The following is an 18,920-nucleotide window of genomic DNA, read 5'->3' as shown; positions in this document are numbered from 1 at the left end:
CGGCCGGCGTCTCATCGCTCCGGTTTTCCGCCCGTGGGGCGGCGTCTACGCGTAGTCCTGCAGGCCGCGCCTGGCTGGCGTGGCACCGGGAACAACGAAGCCTCTCGGCGGCCGGTCACGCGCCGTACGGGTGAGTCGGCAACCGAACTCAGATCCGGCGCCGTCCGGGCCCCACAGCGCCGCCGTGCCGCCGCGCCGGCCCGTTCGCCGGCTTCCGAGCGCCGCTCTGCCCACCCCGTTCGCCGGCTTCCGAGCGCCGTCCTGCCCGCCCGTTCGCCGGCTTCCCCCAACGCCTCAGACCCGGCCCCGGGCCAGCTCCAGCAGGGTCATCGCCAGGGCGGTGCCCGGCTTGCCCAGCTGGTCCCTGTAGTGGGACAGGATCTCCATCTCGCGGGACAGGTTCACCCGCCGGCCGCCGGAGTTGATCCGCTCGCGTTGGATGACGGCCGAGACGGCCATCCGTTCCTGGACGAGGCCGATGATCCGGCCGTCGAGCTCGTCGATCCGGCTGCGCGCGTCGGCGATCACACGGGCCGCCTCCGGTGTGTGGGCGCCGGTGTCCTGGACGGTCGTCGCGGCCGGGGCCGGGGTCGTGGTCTGGGTGCTCATATCCGTGTCTCCTGGGGTGTGTGACCCCCGGAGCCGATCACTGGTCCCGGACGGACGAACAGGCGCCCCGGACCTAGCCGGTCCGGGGCGCCTGGGAAGTCGCTCGTCAGTGGATCAAGCAGCACGACCATGGCAGCCGGACGGGCCGGTGCCATAGGTAAAGACGAAGCTCAGCTGCTTGGACATGGGGTCAGTATGCGGCCGTTAGAATCGAAAGTCCAACCCCTGCTCCACACCGCCGGAAGGCCGCCGAAGTGTCATCAGGACCCCCTGCCGCCGCCCCGGACGTCGTCCTCGTAGTCGACTTCGGCGCGCAGTACGCCCAGCTCATCGCCCGCCGCGTCCGCGAGGCACGGGTCTACAGCGAGATCGTGCCGTCCACCATGCCGGTGGCCGAGATGCTCGCCAAGAACCCGAAGGCGATCATCCTGTCCGGCGGCCCGTCGTCGGTCTACGCCGAAGACGCCCCCAGTATCGACCGTGCCCTCTTCGAGGCCGGTGTCCCGGTCTTCGGCATGTGCTACGGCTTCCAGCTGATGGCCACCACCCTCGGCGGCACCGTCGACAACACGGGCGCGCGCGAGTACGGCCGCACCCCGCTGACCGTCTCCAGGCCCGGGTCCACGCTCTTCGAGGGCACCCCGACCCAGCAGCCGGTGTGGATGTCGCACGGCGACGCGTGCAGCGCCGCCCCCGAGGGCTTCACGGTCACCGCGTCGACCGACGTCGTCCCCGTGGCGGCCTTCGAGAACGACGAGAAGAAGCTCTACGGCGTGCAGCACCACCCCGAGGTGATGCACTCCACCTACGGCCAGCAGGTGCTGGAGCACTTCCTCTACCGCGGCGCGGGCATCGAGCCCAGCTGGACGATGGGGAACATCATCGAGGAGCAGGTCGCCGCGATCCGCAAGCAGGTGGGCAGCAAGCGCGCGATCTGCGGTCTGTCCGGCGGCGTGGACTCGGCGGTCGCCGCCGCCCTCGTCCAGAAGGCCATCGGTGATCAGCTGACCTGCGTGTATGTCGACCACGGCCTGATGCGCAAGGGCGAATCCGAGCAGGTCGAGAAGGACTTCGTGGCGGCCACCGGAGTCCAGCTGAAGGTCGTCGAGGCCGAGGAGCGCTTCCTCGACGCCCTGGCCGGCGTCAGCGAGCCCGAGCAGAAGCGGAAGATCATCGGCCGCGAGTTCATCCGCGTCTTCGAGCAGGCCCAGGCCGAGCTGGTCGCCGAGGCCGGCGCGGAGGGCGAGGAAGTGGCCTTCCTGGTCCAGGGCACGCTCTACCCGGACATCGTCGAGTCCGGCGGCGGCACCGGGACCGCCAACATCAAGTCGCACCACAACGTGGGCGGACTGCCCGACGACATCGAGTTCGAGCTCGTCGAGCCGCTGCGGCAGCTGTTCAAGGACGAGGTCCGGATGGTCGGCTCGGAGCTCGGCCTGCCGGACGAGATCGTCCACCGCCAGCCGTTCCCCGGCCCCGGCCTGGGCATCCGTATCGTCGGCGAGGTCACCAAGGACCGCCTCGACCTGCTCCGCGCGGCCGACGCCATCGCCCGCGAGGAGCTGACCGCGGCCGGCCTGGACCGCGAGATCTGGCAGTGCCCGGTGGTCCTCCTCGCGGACGTCCGCTCGGTCGGTGTCCAGGGCGACGGCCGCACCTACGGCCACCCGATCGTGCTGCGCCCGGTCTCCTCCGAGGACGCGATGACCGCGGACTGGACCCGGATGCCGTACGAGGTCCTGGCACGCATCTCGACCCGCATCACGAACGAGGTCGCTGACGTGAACCGGGTGGTGCTGGACGTCACCAGCAAGCCTCCGGGCACGATCGAGTGGGAGTGACCTTTTCGGTAGGTCGCCCGGTCAACGCCGACGCCGTCGCTCATTCGTTTGGGCGGCGGCGTTGTCGTTTGCGCTCGGTACGCTGGCTCCACAGGCGAGACTCCGTCATACAGGAGCAATTGTGAGCGCCGCACCTGAGGACGACCTTGACCATGCGGAAGGAGTGGCGCACGCAATGACCACCATCGCCTTCATCGGCCTAGGCATCATGGGCAGCCCCATGGCCGCAAACCTCGCCAACGCCGGCCACACCGTGCGCGGCTGGAACCGCAGCCCCGGCCGGGCGGACGCGCTGGTCGCAGCGGGCGGCACGGAGGCCGGATCGATCGCCGAGGCGGTGCGTGACGCGGAGGTCGTCATCACCATGGTCCCGGCCTCCCCGCAGGTCGAGGCCGTCGCGTACGGCCCCGACGGCATCCTGGAGAACGCCCGGCCCGGCACGCTCCTCATCGACCACTCCTCGATCACCCCGCAGACCTCCGTCGACCTGGCCGAGGCGGCCGCCGGCAAGGGCATCCGGGTGCTGGACGCCCCCGTCTCCGGCGGTGAGGCGGGCGCCGTCGAGGGGGTGCTGTCGATCATGGTCGGCGGCGACCGGGCCGACTTCGAGGCCGCGCGGCCGGTGCTCGACGTGGTGGGCACGACCGTCGTGCACTGCGGTCCGCACGGCGCCGGGCAGACCGTCAAGGCCGCCAACCAGCTCATCGTCGCCGTCAACATCCAGGCGTGCGCCGAGGCCGTCGTCTTCCTGGAGAAGTCCGGCGTCGACCTCACCGCCGCCCTCGACGTGCTGGGCGGCGGGCTGGCCGGCTCCACCGTCCTTGCCCGCAAGAAGGGCAACTTCCTCCACCGCGACTACCGGCCCGGCTTCAAGCTGGAGCTGCACCACAAGGACATGGGGATCGTCACCGACGCCGCGCGCACGGTCGGTGCGCCGCTCCCGGTGGGCGCCACCGCGGCCCAGCTCATCGCGTCCGCCGTGGCGCGAGGCGACGGCGCCCTCGACCACTCGGCGCTGCTGCGCGGTGTGGAGCTGCTGAGCGGGTACGGGCGCGAGTAGCGGGGGCGAGCGGGCTGTCGCCCGGGCGATGCCTGCCCGTCACCACGCGCCCCCGTCACCACGCGCCCCGTCGCAATGCGCGCCCGTCGCGATGTGCGCGTGTCACGCCTCTGGTCTCCTGCCGTACTGAAGGGTAGCTTCCGGCCCTAGTGCTGTGCGCAGTGAGCCGTATGTGCAGGAGGAGAGCCGCGATGTCCGAGCCGACGCCCATTCCCACCGAGCAGCTGCAGTTCGCGATGCCGCCGACGCACGAGTCCGTCGAGGACGAGCGGCGGTACCGCAAGGAACGCCTGGCCGCGGCGCTGCGTCTGTTCGGGCGCTTCGGCTTCGAGGAGGGCGTCGCGGGCCATATCACCGCGCGCGACCCGGAGGTCACCGACTGCTTCTGGGTCAACCCCTTCGGGATGTCGTTCAAGCACATCACGGTGAGCGATCTGATCCTGGTGAACCACGAGGGGAAGGTCGTCGAAGGCCGCCATCACGTCAACCAGGCGGCGTTCGCGATCCATTCGCAGGTCCACCAGGCCCGTCCGGACGTCGTGGCGGCGGCCCACAGCCACTCCACGTACGGCAGGGCGCTGTCCTCGCTCGGGGAGCTGCTGGAACCCATCACTCAGGACGTCTGTGCGTTCTACGAGTCCCACGCGCTCTACGACGCCTACACCGGCGTCGTCGTGGACGAGGAGGAGGGCCGCCGGATCGCGGCCGCGCTCGGGCCGCACAAGGCCGTGATCCTGCGCAACCACGGGCTGTTGACGGTAGGCGACTCGGTGGACGCGGCGGCCTGGTGGTTCATCACGATGGAGCGGTCCTGTCAGGTACAGCTGGCCGCGAAGGCCGCCGGCAAGCCGGTGCTGATCGACCACCACAACGCCGTCCACACGCGTGAGCAGCTCGGCAATGACCTGGTCGCGTGGATCAACTATCAGCCGCTGTATCAGCAGATCGCCCGTAGTGAGCCGGATCTCTTCGAGTAGGGCGGGCGGGAGTCGGCGCCCTGAGGGCGGGAGTCGGTGCCCTGCGGGGGAGGAGTCGGTGCTCTGTGGGGAGCAGTCGGTGCCCTGCGGGGGCCGCCCGCAGGGCTGTGGTCGCCATGGGGGTGACTACACGTGCGGGAACAGATCGGTGAACGGCCCGTAGCTCGCGTTGATGCCGTGTTTGAAGGGGGAGTCGAAGTCCCAGACCAGGAACAGCAGGAAGGCGATCAGCGCGCTGAAGAGTCCGGCCATCAGCAACTCGCGCCCCGAGCGCCTGATTTGCAGGGTGAAGATGACGCCGATGGTGATGGCGCCGCCGATGATCAGTCCGAACCAGACCATGGACGGCAGTGTCGGACCGGCCGCGTCACTACGGGCGTAGCGGGCGCTGTCGGCCACCGCGACCTGGTCGACGAGGGGCTGGTAGGACTGCCCTTCGAAGTCGTTGCGCGGGTGGTAGTCGGTGACGTCCGCGCGGATCTTCGACAGCAGGTGGGCGCCGCGCTGGGTGAGTTCTCCCTTCTCGGTCATCACGGGCCATTCCTTCTTCACCACATGGCCGACATAGGCGTCGACGTCGGCGCGGATACGTTCCCGCACGGGAGCCGGGTACGCCTGCGCCCGCGCGCTGATCTCGTGCAGGGCCTGTGCCTCGATCTGTACGGTTTCCTCGGCGGCGCTCCGGGCCTCCCAGACGCCGGCGATGGCCAGTCCGAGGACGATCGCGTACACCACTCCCACCATCATCGTCATGTACTCGATGACATCGGGGGTTTCGGACGGGTCGTCGTCCTCGCCGATCCGGCGCTGCTTGAGGACCGTGATGGCGAGGACGACGCCACAGGAAGCGCCCATGGCGAGGGCCAGCACCAACCATTCCGACATGGGATCTCCTACGGGGAACGGCGCCCGGAGTGACCGGACGAGGAGCTCGAACGGGGACGGAGGGCGGCGCCCGCCAGCACGGCCGGGGCGGTGATGAGCAGGGTTCTGGTCACCAGGGAGCGCCCGTCGTGCGGCTTCCGGGCCACCGGTGCGTAGCTGCGGGGGAGGGCGGCGGAAGGTTTCGGCGGGGGCGGGGTGGCCGGGCGCGATGACGGGGGCGGGGGTGCTGGGCGGGTGCTGTGTACGGGTGGTGGCGAGGAGGGCGGTGGTGGTGGCGAGGGGGGCGGTGGTGGCGTTGCATGGGCTTCGGGGGTGGGCGGTGGTGACGGCGTGGGGGGACGTACGGCAGGTGAGTTGCTGGGGGTCGGGGACGACGACGTACACGGAAAGTGCCAGCCGCTCGGCATGGGGAAGCCGGTCGGTACGTCGATGGGCGGACGGGTGCCGGCGAAGGCGCAGTTGTCGCTGGTGATGGCCCGGTTGTGGGCTGCCGCCGAGGGGGCCGGGGCGGCCAGCGCCGTTGTGACTCCGGTGAGCAGGACGAATGCGGCGGTGAGGTTCGGTCCCACCTGTATTTTCCACACGCCGACAGCTTGCGCAGCGCGCGGGTGTCTCAGCCTTCGCGGACCGCCACTTCCCCCGAACGTGGGAAGTGGCGTGCTCGCGGGGGTGTTTGTCGTGTGGATGTGCGTATTGCGGGGTGTGAAGTCATACGTCAACCCGCAGAAATCACAGTCACCCTTCGTCAGCTGGACTTTTGGTGGCCCAGGTGGATGGGTGCGGCACAATTCCCTTGCAAAGAAGAGAAGTTGATCGCGAGTGGCGGCGGGGCGGTAGCGGACGTGTCGGTGGAAGCGGCAGGCGGGGTGGCCGGAATGGGCGAGTCAGGGGGTGGCACGGAAGGCGGCGACGGCGGCGCGTGTCTGTGCGGCCGATGCCCGCACGGCGCCCGCGAGGGGCATCGGCAGGCGGTCGCCGCGTTTGTCGCGATGCGCGAGGACTTCGCCGCCGGGCGTGGGGTGCCGACCGGACTCGCGCACTCCGCCGGAGCCGCCCGGCAGTGGGTGTCCGACGAACTCACCCTTTCTGCACAGGAGCTGGCCGAACGCGGTGCCGCCGAAAAGGTCGCCTGGCTGGCGGCCGTACGGCGGCGCACGCTGCTGGTGGTGTGGGGCGCTGTGGTGGCGCTGCTGCTCGGTCAGGCGCTGACCGCCATCGGGTCGGGCTGGACCATGGGCCGTACGGTGGGACTGATCGCATCCGGTGTGCCGGCGATCGTGCTGACCCTGGCGGCCTGGCGGCATCGCCGGCAGGGCGGGGTGCTGGCGCCGGTGATCGGTGAGGACGGGCGGCTGTCGACCTCGCGTGCGGTCGCCGTCGGCTGGGTGGCGGTGGTGCTGTACGTCGTACTGCTGGCGGCCGTCCGGCTGGCGGCGGCGCCCGATGAGGACGGGCGGCGTCGCCTCCTCGCCGGCCTCGAACTCTTCCATTCCCTCTCGCTGTTGGCGGTGCTGGCGATCGGGTGCGGGGTGGCGGTGCTGGCGTACGGTCTGGTGGCGGCGCGCATCCGGACCGGGCGGCTGCAGAAGGTGCCCGCCGAACGGCCCCGGGCCGTCGACCTGTTGGCGGACGACGCGGGGCGTGGCAGCTTCACGGATGCGCAGTACGCCCTGGTGAACGCGGCCATGGCGGGCCTGGTGCTGGTGCGGCTGGCCGGACATCCCGGTCAACTTCCCGAACTGCCCTGGGGATTGGTGGTCCTGATGGCCCTCTCCGGGGCGACGTATCTCGCCGGGAAGCTGATGGAGGGCGGGCGTCCGGTCATTCTGTCGGTGGTGCGGTCCCGGGAGCTGGGCGATCTCGCCGCGCCGATCCGTACCGGCGACGACATCGAGATCCGCGGCACCGGCTTCGTCCCGCCGGGCGCGGGGACTCCGCACCGGCTCGCCCATACCGTCGTACGGATCGGCGCGGTGCACGTCCCGGTCCCTCTGGTGCCGGTCGCGGGCGGCTTCGCCAACCCGACGGACGGGGTGCTGACCGTGCCGGTGCCGGTCGATGTGGAACCGGGCCGGGTGAAGGTCAGCGTCGTCACGGCGGCGGGCGTGGAGACGCGCGGCCATCCCGTCGATGTGCAGGACTGAGCGGCGCGCGTCGACGGGCGGGGCGGCGGTTGAGGGGCGGCGCGGGTCGACGGGCAGGACTCGCGGCGAAGGCCGACGGGCGAGCCGAGCGGTCCGTCGAGGGGCGCGGGCCGCGGGGCGCCCGCGGGGTTTCTCCTTTGTGTGCGGCAGCTCTCTGACGTGCGTCGGGTGGTTGAACGCGCCGCGCACATGCATGCGTATCTCTCCCCATCAGGGGCGGTCGCGGGCACAATCGTGTGCGCCCGATGGCAACGGAGAGGCGGACGTCATGGTTCACGCGGATCGTACGATCGGTGCCGATTTGGGAGGGGCGGGCGCCGGGTTCCGGGGGCAGATGGCGCGTTATGCGTTGCTGCCGCTGCGCTTCTTCCTCGGCGGCACCTTCATCTACGCCGGGCTCGACAAGCTGACGGACGCCGGGTTTCTGGCGGCCCGCGGCACGGGATCGCTCGGTGAGGTGCTGAGCCAGGTGCATGACTCGGCGGCGCTGCCGCAGTTGGTGGAGCTGGCCCAGAACAGTCCCGTGGGCTTTGGTTACGCGATCGCCATCGGCGAACTGGCGGTGGGTGTCGGGACGCTCGTCGGACTGGTGGGGCGGCTGGCCGCGTTCGGCGGAGCGTTCATCTCCCTGACGCTGTGGCTCACCGTGAGCTGGTCGATCGAGCCGTACTACTACGGCAACGACCTCGTCTATCTGATGGCCTGGGTCCCGCTGATACTCGCCGGCGCGCCGATGCTCTCCCTGGACAAGGCGCTGGCGACCCGCCGCAGCCGGCACGGGGCCCAGTTGTTCGGCTGAGTCCGGCCGTTCTCGCTGGTTGCGCGGGTGCCGCGTCATGACTGATGCGAGGGATGGCGGCGGGTCGTGGCCCAGATGGCGGCGGTGATACCGGAGAGGACCAGGCCGGCGGGAATGGCGAAGAAGAGCCAGGGGCCGGGTGGGTGCCAGACGCCGAGGGCGTCGAGGCCGTATCCGACGCCGACGGTGATGGCCGTAACGCCCGAGATCAGGCGGGCCGGTTCGAAGGGGTGGCGCTTCACGAGGGGGCTCCCTGACGGGTCGGGGGCGTCGCCGGGACGGCCGCGGGTAGGGACGTAGCAGGCGCGGGTACGGGTGTGGCGCGTCGGACATCGACCTGGCCGGCGCCGACTCTGAGGTCGAGGTCCAGGGAGCCGCGGGGTTTCTCGCCCTTCTTGAGGCCGTAGGCGGGCAGTGTGATCGCCCGCTCCTGAGCGCCGGCGGAGAGGTCCACATCGTCGGGCGCATCGCCGGGCAGCTGGATATCGCCGACGCCGAGGGAGACGGAGAGATGGACGGTGACACCTTGGGGCAGCGTCACCTGGAGCCGGCCGGCGCCCACCTCCGCGCTGGTGTGGACCGTGCGGCCGTCCTTGAGGGGCAGCCGGCTGAGGTCCAACCGGCCTTCCCCGGAGCCGAGTTCGTAATGCGGCCGGACGGCGGCGAGGCTGCTGGGGGTCCAGGTGCGGTGCTGCCAGTTGGTGGTGATGTTGTCGGGCAGCGCCGTCGCGCCCGCCAGCAGTACGGCGGTCAGCACCACCATGAAGACCGTGCCGCCGCCCGTCCGGCCCAGCCAGGCGCTGACCACCAGGCCCAGGCCGAAAACAACCAGCGCACAGGCCAGCCCCGCCTGGAGGGAGGGGGCGAGGGCGTCGTATCGGGAGACGCCGAGGGCGGTGCCGGTGCCGGCGAGCAGCGCCAGCAGGAACGTCCAGCCGCCGATGGGGCGGCCGGCCCGGGACGTACGGCGCGGGGGCTGCGCGGCGTGCGGCGGCGCGGCCTTCCAGGGGCGGTCTTCCGGCCCGGCGCCGTGCGGCCCGGGGCCTGCTGTTGCGCCCGCGCCGTGCTGGAATTCGTAGGTGATGTCGAGGGCGTCGTTCTCCGGTCCCCACAGATAGCCCGCACCGGCCGTCGCGTCCTTGGAGCGCGGTTCGCGCCACCAGGACGGACTGGTGGGCACCGGGGGCGCCTTGGTCTCCGGCGGGGCGTCGGCGACGGCCTGGGCGGTGGCGGCGTCCATCGACTCCAGGCCCTCGGACTCCGCCCGGCGGCGCTGCCGCGACCAGTACGCGGAACCGGCCACGGCGAGCGACAGCATGATGGCGAAGGACATCACGCTGCCCTTCCCGAGAGTCGTCAGAAACAGCGCACAGCCGACCAGGGCGAAGAGCAGGGCCGACAGCGCGGAGCCCTCGACGCGGCCGGAGAGCAACCGGCGCCCCTCGCTCTCCTCCTCGCCCTCCAAGGGGATGATGAGCCAGGCGAAGCCGTAGACGATCAGGCCGAGGCCGCCGGAGACGGCGAGGACGGCCAGCACGATCCGGAAGATGACCGGGTCGAGATCCCACTGCCGGCCCAGCCCGCCGCACACCCCGGCGACCACCTTGTGCCGTCGGCTGCGGCGCAGTGTGGTCCGCGGCGGGGTGGGGCCGGCGCCGGAGGGTGCCGACTCCTCGGCGGGGGCTGCATCGTTCATGAGGCCATGGTGACAAGCGCGGCGGGGGCCCGGCATCAGTGGAAACCCTGGCTGAACCCTGAGATCCGCCTCGGGGAACCCCGATATCCCTCGGGGGTTCGCATATCGCCCCGGCTTCCGGCCCGATCGCCCGCACCCGTCCCCGCGGGCCGCGACCGGGCCGGAGCCGGGCCGTGGCCCGAGGCCGGTCCGGCCACGTCGGAGACTATCCTTGCGCCCCGGATGCGTATGGGTTTCCGGAGGGGCGTGCGGTGACGGAGGCGGCATCGGTGGACGAGGGGCGACTGGTCTCCGGGCGGTACCGCCTGGTCGAGCGGATAGGCCAGGGCGGTATGGGCACCGTCTGGCGGGCCCGGGACGAAGTCCTCGGCCGCCAGGTCGCGGTCAAGCGTCTGCAGGTATCGGCCCAGCTGGAACCGGACGAGCTCGCCACCCGCCATGAACGCACCACCCGTGAGGCGCAGGCCGCGGCCCGCATCAACCACCCCAATGTGGTGAGCGTGCACGATGTCGTCGACGACGCCGGCCTGCCGTGCATCGTCATGGAGTACGTCCCGTCCTCGACGCTCGGCGACGCCATCAAGGAGGCCGCCCGGGAGGACCGTACGCTGCCGCCCCGGGAGGCCGCGCGCATCGGGCGCGGCATGATCGCGGCGCTTCGTGCCGCGCACTCGGCCGGTGTGCTGCACCGCGACGTCAAACCGGGCAACGTCCTCCTCGGTGAGGACGGCCGGGTCGTCCTCACCGACTTCGGCATCGCGGTCGCCTCCGGGACCTCCACGCTCACCAAGACCGGCGAGCTGGTGGGCTCCATCGACTACTTGGCGCCCGAACGGGTCAAGGGCGGCACCCCCGGGCCCGCCTCGGACCTGTGGGCGCTGGGCGCGACGCTCTATCAGGCGGTCGAGGGGTGCCCCCCGTTCCGTAAGCACACCGCCATCGAGACGGCGTACGCCATCGCCATGGATCCGCTGGAGCCGCCGCGCCATGCCGGTCCGCTGACCTCCCTGATCGAGGCGCTGCTGGCCAAGGACCCGGCGGACCGTCCGCCGTCCGACGTCGTCGAGGAGGCGCTTCGGGCGGCGGAGGAGGACGCGGACACGGCGCCGCTGGGCCGCGGAACGCTGTGGCAGGGCGGCGGAAGCGCAACGGGGAGTGAAAGCGGCAGCGGGAAACGAAACGGGGACGGAAGCGGAACCGGAAGCGGGGAGGCGACGTCGGGCGAAGGGACGCGGGCGGTCACCCGTCCGGTGTCCTCGTCCCACCCGTCCCACCCCTCCACCCCGGGCGACGAGCCGGATCCCGCGCCGGATTCCCACACGGCGGCGACCGCCGTCAAGAGCCGCCCGGGTCGCCGCCGCGCCCTCGTCTGGAGCGTCATGAGCGCCCTCGCCGCCGTGGCCATCACGGGGGGCGTCCTCTACACCTTGGGTTACCTGGACCCGTCCACGGACCAGGCATTGGGAAACACGGCCCCCACCGAGCACGGCAGTACCGGCAAACCGAAGCCCGGCCCGAGCGAGCTGCCGCCCGTTCCGGCCGGATATCACCAGGTGGAGGAGAAGAAGCTCGGCGTCTCCTTCCCCGTTCCCGACGGGTGGACCCGAAAGGTCAAGCCGGACCTCAGGGAGGTCGACTACGTCGATCCCTCTGGAATGGTCAATCTGAAGGTCAGCGTGCTGAGCTTTGCCAGCTCGGACCACGTACGGCATTTCCAGCAGGTCGAGGAGCAGCTGAAGGCGAAGGTGTCCCGCTACGACCGGCTGCGGCTGCAGGACACCATGTTCCGCGGCAGCCCGGCGGCCATCTGGGAGTTCAGCTGGCAGGGCAGGGCCCGCGAATGGCGCGCCGTGGACCTGGGGTTCGGACGCGAGGGGGGCGACGAGTACGCGATCTACCTCTCCGCCCCCTCTGCCCAGTGGCAGAAGTACGTGCCCGTATTCACCGCGGTGCGCGACGGATTCAGCCACAAGTAACGCACGAGGGGTAGGGGAGACCCTGATACGGATCTCCGGGTCCGGTCAGGGTCGCCCCTGATGTCGTACGCGTCTGCGGCGTGTGACGATCGGGGACATGACCACCGCGCCACCCCGCGCCGGCACGAGCTACGCCCCGGCGCCGGATCCCGACGAACCGCCCGTGCGGAAGCTCTACCGCAGCGCCGACGGGCGGCTGCTCGGTGGTGTCGCGCGCGGTCTCGCGGGGCATCTCGGGCTGCCGGTCTCCTGGGTGCGGATCGTGTTCGTGGCGCTCTTCATGGCCGAGGGCATGGGGGCGCTGCTCTATGCCGCGTTCTGGTTCTTCGTGCCGCTGGGCGTCGGCGGCGTGGAGGCCCGGCGCCGGGCGACGGCCGATGACAAGCGGCGGCTGCTGAGCCGCAGACCCGACAAGGGCCAGGTCTTCGCGCTGATCGCGCTGCTGGTCGGCGCCGCGATCGTCGCGTCCCGGTTCCAGCTGGGCCAGGCCAACGGCTATCTGTGGCCGGTGCTGCTGATCGGCGTCGGTGTCGCCCTGGTGTGGCGCCAGGCGGACAACGCGCGCCGCGCTCAGTGGCTGGAGCTGGGCCGCCGCAAGGATCTGCTGGCGATGCTGCGTGGCGCGGCCGGAGTGGCTCTGGTCGGCATCGGCGTGACCGGCATCGTCGTGCTGCAGGGCTCGGTGCGGCACCTCGGCTCGGTGCTGCAGGCCGCGCTCGCCGTCGTCGTCGGCATCGCGCTGCTGGCGGGCCCCTACCTGGTGCGGATGACGCAGGACCTCTCCGAGGAGCGGCTGATGCGCATCCGCGCCCAGGAGCGCGCCGAGGTCGCCGCCCACGTCCACGACTCCGTGCTGCACACCCTCACCCTGATCCAGCGCAGTGCCGGCGACCCCCGGGAGGTCGCGCGGCTGGCCCGCGCCCAGGAGCGCGAACTGCGCTCCTGGCTCTACAAACCCGAGGGCCGCGGCAAGGACGAGGACCAGGAGCCGGAGACCCTGGGGGAGGCGGTGCGCGGGACCGCGGCGGAGGTGGAGGACCATCACGGCGTTCCGATCGAGGTCGTGGTCGTCGGCGACTGCCCGCTGGACGAGGCGCTGGGTGCCCAGATACAGGCCGCGCGCGAGGCGATGGTCAATGCCGCCAAGTACGGTGGCGAGGGCGGTGCGGTGCAGGTCTACGCCGAGGTGGAGGGCCGTACGGTCTTTGTCTCGGTGCGCGACCGCGGCCCCGGGTTCGACCTGGACGCGGTCCCCGAGGACCGGATGGGCGTACGGGAATCCATCATCGGCCGGATGGAGCGCAACGGCGGCACGGCCCGACTCCGCTCCGCCCCCGAAGGCGGCACGGTCGTCGAGCTGGAAATGGAGCGCGGTGAGGACGGAAGCGAATGACCGTGGGTGAGTACGGAACCGCATGACGGAAGCGAATGACCGTGGTTGCGGGACGTCGGCCGGTGGCGGCATGAGGGGGCTCGCGCGCGGAATGATGACGGGGCAGCACACCGAGGGACGGGCGGACGAGATGAGCAGCGACGACGCACAGCAGGGCGCGGCGGAGCCGGGCGAGAGCGGTACCGGGGCGGCGGAGGACCGGACGGTCCGGGTCGTCCTGGTCGACGACCACCGGATGTTCCGGGCCGGTGTCCAGGCCGAGATCGGCGAGACCGAGCGCACCCGTGTCGAGGTGGTCGGCGAGGCCGCCGACGTCGACCAGGCGATGACGGTCATCACCGCCACCCGGCCCGAGGTCGTCCTCCTGGACGTACACCTCCCCGGGGGCGGCGGCGTCGAGGTGCTGAACCGCAGCACGCTCATGATGGCCGACCCCGAGCGCCCGGTCCGCTTCCTGGCGCTCTCCGTCTCGGACGCCGCCGAGGACGTGATCGGGGTCATCCGCGGCGGCGCCCGCGGCTATGTCACCAAGACCATCACCGGCACGGAGCTGGTCAAAGCGATCTTCCGGGTCGCCGACGGGGATGCGGTGTTCTCCCCGAGGCTGGCCGGTTTCGTCCTGGACGCCTTCTCCAACACGGAGGCCCCGCTGGTGGACGAGGCCCTGGACAAGCTCACCCAGCGCGAGCGCGAGGTCCTGCGGCTGATCGCCCGCGGTTATGCGTACAAGGAGGTCGGGAAGCAGCTGTTCATCTCCATCAAGACGGTCGAATCGCATGTCTCGGCGGTGCTGCGCAAGCTCCAGCTCTCCAACCGCACCGAGCTGACGCGGTGGGCGGCGGCCCGGCGGCTGGTCTGACCAGGGCCGACCGCAGCGGGGCGGGACGGGTCGCCGGGGAAAGCCAGGCCCCGGCCCCGACCAGGGATCATTCGGCCGCGACCAGGGCTCATCCGGCCCCGACAGGACTCAAAGGGCGAAGGGCCCGGTAAAGAGGGCCCGGCAAAGAAGGTCCGAAGTCGGGCAACCAGAACCGGGCGGATCGGCATCTAACGGCGCGGAGAGGCCCGCTGCCGGCGGTGGGGCCGGAACCACGCCCACGTCGTCCGCGTATATGTCCTGGAGACGAGATCCCGATGAGCCTGACGGGTACGCCCTTCCTCCTCACCTCGGTCGCGCTGCTGATCGTCGCCATCGTGCTGCCGCTGGCGCTCTGGAGCCGAGTCGGCGGGCCGCGTCTGATGCGTGGCCTCGCCCGCCTCGTGATGTTGCTGTTTGCGCAGATCACGGCCGTCACGCTGGTCTTCGTCCTGGTCAACAACGCGAATAATCTCTATGGCACCTGGGACGATCTGCTCGGCACGGGAAGCCACGTCGAGGCCGCCCGGGACCTCGGTCCGGACGGGATGGGCGGCAAGCAGATCAAGGACGTGCCCAAGCAGCTCCAGACGTTCCGGCCGGCGGACGACCCGGTGGTGGGCTCGGGCGTGCGGATGACCGACCTCAAGGGCAGGATCTCCGGCGTCAACGGCGAGGTCTACATCTGGCTGCCGCCGCAGTACGACGATCCCGCGTACAGGGACAGGAAGTTCCCGGTGGTCGAGCTGCTGCCCGGCTACCCCGGCTCGTCGAAGTCCTGGCTGGGGTCGCTGAAGGCCGGTGAACAGCTGCGGCCGCTGATGCGGAGCGGTCAGATCAAGCCGTTCATCCTGGTGGCGCCCCGGACCAACATCCTCAACGGCGCCGACACCGGGTGCGTCAACATTCCGGGGAAGGCCAACGCCGACAGCTGGCTGACCGTGGACGTCCGCCGGATGGTGATCGACAACTTCCGGGCCGGCGACACACCGGACTCCTGGGCCCTGGCGGGCTACTCGGCGGGCGCCCACTGCGCCACGAAGCTCGCCCTCGCCCACCCGGACCGCTATCGGGCCGCGGTCGCGCTGTCCGGCTACAACGACCCGGCGATCGAGCCCGATTCGCTCGCGGGCAAGGACCCGAGACTGCGGGTCGAGTCCAATCCGCTGCACATCCTGAAGTCCGCCAACGCGGCCGGGAAGCCGCCGCGGACGGCGCTGTATGTCTCGGGCGCGTCGGGCGACGGCTACCAGGCGGGCATCGGGCTGCGGCAGCTGGCGCAGCAGCCGACGACGGTCACCGTCCGGCTGCTCTCGGGGACCGGCGGTCACACCACGGAGGTGTGGAAGAACCAGGTGCCGGAGGTCTTCCGGTGGCTGGGGCAGCGGCTCACGGCGTAAGAGCGCCGACCGGCACGGAGCGCCGGCAGGCCCAAGAGAAGAGGCGTCGGCCGGTGAGAGACGCCGACCGGCAGGGAGGCCGCCCGTGCCTCGTCACGCGGGACGGGTGGCCCCCGCGAACGGCATCTGGTCGATCGGCGCGATCCGTACCGGCGCTCCCGGATGCGGGGCGTGGATCATCTTGCCGTCGCCGATGTAGAGCCCCACATGGCTGATGCCGGAGTAGAAGAACACCAGGTCACCGGGGGCGAGTTGGGACCTGTCGATACGCGGTCCCGAGTTGATCTGAGTGTAGGTCGTACGGGGCAGCGAGACTCCGCCGGCCTTCCACGCGGCCTGCGTCAGCCCCGAGCAGTCGAACGCGGAGGGGCCCGTCGCTCCCCATGCGTACGGTTTGCCGAGCGCTCCGTAGGCGAAGGAAACGGCTTGCGCGGCACGGAAGTTGGGGGCGTGTGCCGCTGCCCCGGGGTGGCCGGAACGGTCCGCCGCGCGGTCGCCGTGGCCCGCCGGACCGTCCTCGAGCGCCATCCGCTGCCGCTGCTCATCGGTCAGCCGTTCCAGCAGCTTCTCGGCGGCGTCCAGTTTCCGCACGATGGTGACCCGGTGTTTCCGCAGCGCGGACCGGGTGTGTTCCAGCCGCTCCACGGTGGCCTCGGCCCGCTCGCGGACCTGCTGTACGCGGCCGAGCCGCCGTGCGTAACTGGCCACCGCGGTCGCCTGATGGCTGCCCGCGCGCTCCAGGACCGTGGCGCCGTCCAGATAGCCCTGGGGGTCCGCGGACATCAGCAGCTGGACGGACGGCGCCACGCCGCCGGAGCGGTACGCGGTGGCGGCCATGGTGCCCAGTTCGTCCCGTGCGGCGTTCAGCTTCTCGGTGTGCCGGGCGGCCTCGTGCTGCAGTGTGCTCAGCTCCTCGCGTGCGCTGTCGGCCTGTTCCTTGGCGCCGTCGTATTTCTGCGTGGCCACCTCTGCCTCCTGGTACAGGGCGTCGATCCGGTCCTTGACCTGGGCGAGAGTGGGTTCGGGGGCGGCCTGGCCGGTGCCGTCGAAGACGGTGGCGGTGGCGGCGCCCGCGAAAGCCAGGGTGGCGGCCGTACGGGCGGTGCGTGCGGTGCGGGTGCCGCCGCCGGGGAGGACGAACGCGGCGAACGGGTTCTGCCTGGTCTTGCGGTGCGACGCCACTGGGGCCGTCACTTCCTTCCCTAGGGCCGCAGGCGGCCCGGCTGGTCCGGGTGCTGCATGGGCCGGTCGGTCCGGCGGCGACCCGTGAAGGAGGGAACGGCCGCCGCCGGACCTTTCGGCGGGGACGGCCGACGAGCCGTCGGGACGGAGACCGGCGACAGCGGGAGTCGACCGCCTGGGGGAGGACGCTAAACCTGGGCGTCACGGGAGGGAGTCGGGTTGGCCGGCATTGCCCGCTTTCGACCGCGGGCCGAACGTGACTGACCGTGACGCCGCCATACGGGGCCCGGGACCGGTTCGCCGTGACCGAAGGGGCGATTGCGCACGCCCTGCCCGAGGGCGCGTGTTATGCGCCGGATACGATCCCGCACTATGGACGTAGTAATCAATATCTTCGTCGGTCTGCACATCATCGGCATCGCCTCCCTGCTGGGCGGCTTTCTGACCCAGATGAAGGCGATGAGCGGGGACGGGGCCCGGTTCGTGCCGGCCATGCTGCACGGCGCGCTGACGATGCTGGTCACCGGCATCGTGCTGGTGGGCCTCAACCAGGCCGCCGACCACAGCGTCAACAACATCAAGATCGGCATCAAGATGGCGGTGCTGGTGGTGATCCTGGCGCTGGTCTACGTCAAGCGGGACGAGGAGAAGGTCGCCAAGCCGGTCTTCGGCGCCGTCGGGCTGCTCACGGTCGTCAACATCTTCCTCGCGGTGCTCTGGACCTGAGACGTCCAGGAGCGGCCGTCAAGGGCCCGTCCGGGCGTGAACTCCGCCCAGCGCGCAGACGATTCACCGCGCGGTCATCCCGCTCCGGGCTCCGGAGGCGATGACCGCGCGATGGCGTGTGGGGGGTGGCCTCAGGGGAGGGCCTGGCCTCAGGCCGGGCGTACGCTCCCGTAGATCGGCATGTAGTAGATCGACTCCTCGCGGACGTACGCGCCCGGCTTCGGCGCGTGGATCATCTTGCCGCCGCCGATATACATCCCGACATGGCTGATGTCGTCGTAGAAGAACACCAGGTCACCCGGCTGCAGATCCTTGGTCGCCACCCGCTCGCCGATCTTCACCTGGTCCCAGGTGGTACGCGGCAGATCGACCCCGGCGGTCTTCCACGCCGCCTGCGTCAGCCCGGAGCAGTCGTAGGAGGAGGGCCCGGTCGCGCCCCAGACGTACGGCTTGCCGATCTGGCTACGGGCGAAGGAGAGCGCCTTCTCGGCCTTGGCGGCGTATGAGCCGTCATCGGTGGAACCGCCGCCGGTCTGGCCGCCGGTCGAGCCGTCCGAGGAGTCGTCGCCCTGGTTCTGCTCCTCGCGCCGCTGACGCTCCTTCTCGGCCTCGGCCTGCTTGCGTGCCAGCTCCTCGGCCTTGCGCTTGGCCGCTGCCTTCCTCTTGCGCTCCAGCTCCGCCAGTCGCGCCTTCTCCTCGGCGGTCAGCCGGGACAGCAGCTGCCGGGCCTCGGCCAGCTTGTTCTGGACGGACTGCTTGGACTCCTTGAGCGCGGCCTGCGAGTCCTGGAGCTGCTCCAGGCTCTGGGTGGCCTTGGCGCGCTGCCGCGCCGCTGCCGCCGCCTGCTCCTGGTAGTCGGTGACGGCCTGCTTCTCGCGACCGGTCAGCCGCTCCATGAGGTGGGTGCGGTCGAAGAACTGCTGCGGGTCCTTGGCGAGCATCAGGTGCGCCGTCGGATTCATGCCGCCGGTGCGGTACTGCGCCGAGGCGAACCTGCCCAGTTCGCGCCGGGCTTCGTTCATCTTCTCCGCGCGCTTGGCGGCGGCGTCGAGCAGACCGTCCACTTTCTTGCGCTGCCCGGTGGCCTTCTCCTTGGCGGCGTTGTACTTCTCGGTCGCCGTCTCGGCCTGATGGTAGAGGCTGTCGACCTGCTGCTTGACCTCTTCGACGGTGGGCTTGGGGGCTCTCGGGGCCGCGTCGGCGGTCTGCGAGAGCAGGGTGACCGAGGCGAGGGCGGCGGTGGTGAGCCCGGCCGCCGTACGGCGGTTGCCAGGGGATATGAGCACGCGGGTGCGCGGCTTGCGATGCGACGCCAAGGCCGGCGACTCCTTCCGTGGACCGCCTACCGGGCTAGCGGTGGGGGTACCTCCCAGACC

The 18,920-nt window shown here is 71.0% G+C and carries 16 protein-coding genes; 10 read left to right on the top strand and 6 right to left on the bottom strand.

Going from position 1 to position 18,920, the window contains the following annotated elements; genetic code table 11:
• Nucleotides 1–294: 294 nt before the first annotated feature.
• Nucleotides 295–609, bottom strand: coding sequence for a chorismate mutase (locus K9S39_RS18175; protein ID WP_248864416.1), 315 nt, complete (start codon nucleotides 607–609; stop codon nucleotides 295–297).
• Nucleotides 610–863: 254 nt separating this feature from the next.
• Here K9S39_RS18175 and guaA point away from each other — a divergent pair, with 254 nt between their 5' ends.
• The 3 genes from guaA (at nucleotide 864) to K9S39_RS18160 (ending at nucleotide 4,487) form a co-directional block, all read left to right on the top strand.
• Entirely contained in the window at nucleotides 864–2,450 is a 1,587-nt protein-coding gene (guaA, locus tag K9S39_RS18170; protein WP_248864415.1) for a glutamine-hydrolyzing GMP synthase, read from the top strand.
• 163 nt (nucleotides 2,451–2,613) lie between these two features.
• Nucleotides 2,614–3,510, top strand: coding sequence for a 2-hydroxy-3-oxopropionate reductase (locus K9S39_RS18165; protein ID WP_406708146.1), 897 nt, complete (start codon nucleotides 2,614–2,616; stop codon nucleotides 3,508–3,510).
• A gap of 191 nt (nucleotides 3,511–3,701) precedes the next feature.
• On the top strand, nucleotides 3,702–4,487 hold the full coding sequence (locus K9S39_RS18160; protein ID WP_248864413.1) for a class II aldolase/adducin family protein: 786 nt from the start codon (nucleotides 3,702–3,704) through the stop codon (nucleotides 4,485–4,487).
• Between the two features lie 126 nt (nucleotides 4,488–4,613).
• On the opposite strand, the gene K9S39_RS18155 is transcribed toward K9S39_RS18160, so the two are convergent.
• Nucleotides 4,614–5,372, bottom strand: coding sequence for a bestrophin-like domain (locus K9S39_RS18155; protein WP_248868847.1), 759 nt, complete (start codon nucleotides 5,370–5,372; stop codon nucleotides 4,614–4,616).
• 875 nt (nucleotides 5,373–6,247) lie between these two features.
• On the opposite strand from K9S39_RS18155, the gene K9S39_RS18150 reads away from it, so the two are divergent.
• Both K9S39_RS18150 and K9S39_RS18145 read left to right on the top strand, forming a co-directional pair.
• The gene (locus K9S39_RS18150) at nucleotides 6,248–7,516 is read left to right on the top strand and encodes a hypothetical protein (RefSeq protein ID WP_248868846.1); all 1,269 of its coding nucleotides are present in this window, start codon (nucleotides 6,248–6,250) and stop codon (nucleotides 7,514–7,516) included.
• A 268-nt stretch (nucleotides 7,517–7,784) separates the two neighbouring features.
• Nucleotides 7,785–8,315 (top strand): TQO small subunit DoxD, encoded by a 531-nt coding sequence (locus K9S39_RS18145; protein WP_248864412.1) that lies wholly within the window; start codon nucleotides 7,785–7,787, stop codon nucleotides 8,313–8,315.
• A 35-nt stretch (nucleotides 8,316–8,350) separates the two neighbouring features.
• Here the strand turns inward: K9S39_RS18145 and K9S39_RS18140 are convergent, their stop codons facing one another.
• Nucleotides 8,351–8,557: a hypothetical protein gene (locus K9S39_RS18140; protein ID WP_248864411.1), complete on the bottom strand. Its 207-nt coding sequence runs from the start codon at nucleotides 8,555–8,557 to the stop codon at nucleotides 8,351–8,353.
• On the bottom strand, nucleotides 8,554–10,011 hold the full coding sequence (locus tag K9S39_RS18135) for a PspC domain-containing protein (RefSeq protein ID WP_248864410.1): 1,458 nt from the start codon (nucleotides 10,009–10,011) through the stop codon (nucleotides 8,554–8,556). The genes K9S39_RS18140 and K9S39_RS18135 overlap by 4 nt, the downstream gene beginning before the upstream one ends.
• A gap of 332 nt (nucleotides 10,012–10,343) precedes the next feature.
• On the opposite strand from K9S39_RS18135, the gene K9S39_RS18130 reads away from it, so the two are divergent.
• From K9S39_RS18130 to K9S39_RS18115, 4 genes are all read left to right on the top strand, one after another.
• Nucleotides 10,344–11,987 (top strand): serine/threonine-protein kinase, encoded by a 1,644-nt coding sequence (locus K9S39_RS18130; RefSeq protein WP_248868845.1) that lies wholly within the window; start codon nucleotides 10,344–10,346, stop codon nucleotides 11,985–11,987.
• A 97-nt stretch (nucleotides 11,988–12,084) separates the two neighbouring features.
• Complete coding sequence (locus K9S39_RS18125) at nucleotides 12,085–13,380, top strand: ATP-binding protein (protein WP_248864409.1); 1,296 nt, start codon at nucleotides 12,085–12,087, stop codon at nucleotides 13,378–13,380.
• 130 nt (nucleotides 13,381–13,510) lie between these two features.
• Nucleotides 13,511–14,239 carry a LuxR C-terminal-related transcriptional regulator gene (locus K9S39_RS18120; protein ID WP_283113503.1) on the top strand — a complete coding sequence of 243 codons (729 nt, stop codon included), beginning with the start codon at nucleotides 13,511–13,513 and terminating at the stop codon, nucleotides 14,237–14,239.
• 275 nt (nucleotides 14,240–14,514) lie between these two features.
• Nucleotides 14,515–15,636 (top strand): alpha/beta hydrolase, encoded by a 1,122-nt coding sequence (locus tag K9S39_RS18115; protein ID WP_248864408.1) that lies wholly within the window; start codon nucleotides 14,515–14,517, stop codon nucleotides 15,634–15,636.
• 93 nt (nucleotides 15,637–15,729) lie between these two features.
• On the opposite strand, the gene K9S39_RS18110 is transcribed toward K9S39_RS18115, so the two are convergent.
• Nucleotides 15,730–16,830 (bottom strand): C40 family peptidase, encoded by a 1,101-nt coding sequence (locus K9S39_RS18110; protein ID WP_248864407.1) that lies wholly within the window; start codon nucleotides 16,828–16,830, stop codon nucleotides 15,730–15,732.
• Nucleotides 16,831–17,190: 360 nt separating this feature from the next.
• Between K9S39_RS18110 and K9S39_RS18105 the strand changes: the two genes are divergently transcribed.
• Nucleotides 17,191–17,544, top strand: coding sequence for a hypothetical protein (locus K9S39_RS18105; protein WP_248864406.1), 354 nt, complete (start codon nucleotides 17,191–17,193; stop codon nucleotides 17,542–17,544).
• 149 nt (nucleotides 17,545–17,693) lie between these two features.
• Here K9S39_RS18105 and K9S39_RS18100 read toward each other — a convergent pair whose 3' ends face one another.
• The gene (locus K9S39_RS18100; RefSeq protein ID WP_248864405.1) at nucleotides 17,694–18,860 is read right to left on the bottom strand and encodes a C40 family peptidase; all 1,167 of its coding nucleotides are present in this window, start codon (nucleotides 18,858–18,860) and stop codon (nucleotides 17,694–17,696) included.
• Nucleotides 18,861–18,920 lie beyond the last annotated feature (60 nt).

This window comes from Streptomyces halobius, from assembly GCF_023277745.1.
GTDB lineage: Bacteria > Actinomycetota > Actinomycetes > Streptomycetales > Streptomycetaceae > Streptomyces > Streptomyces halobius.
Note: the sequence above shows the minus strand (reverse complement) of the source record. Positions and strands in the feature narration are given on the sequence as shown.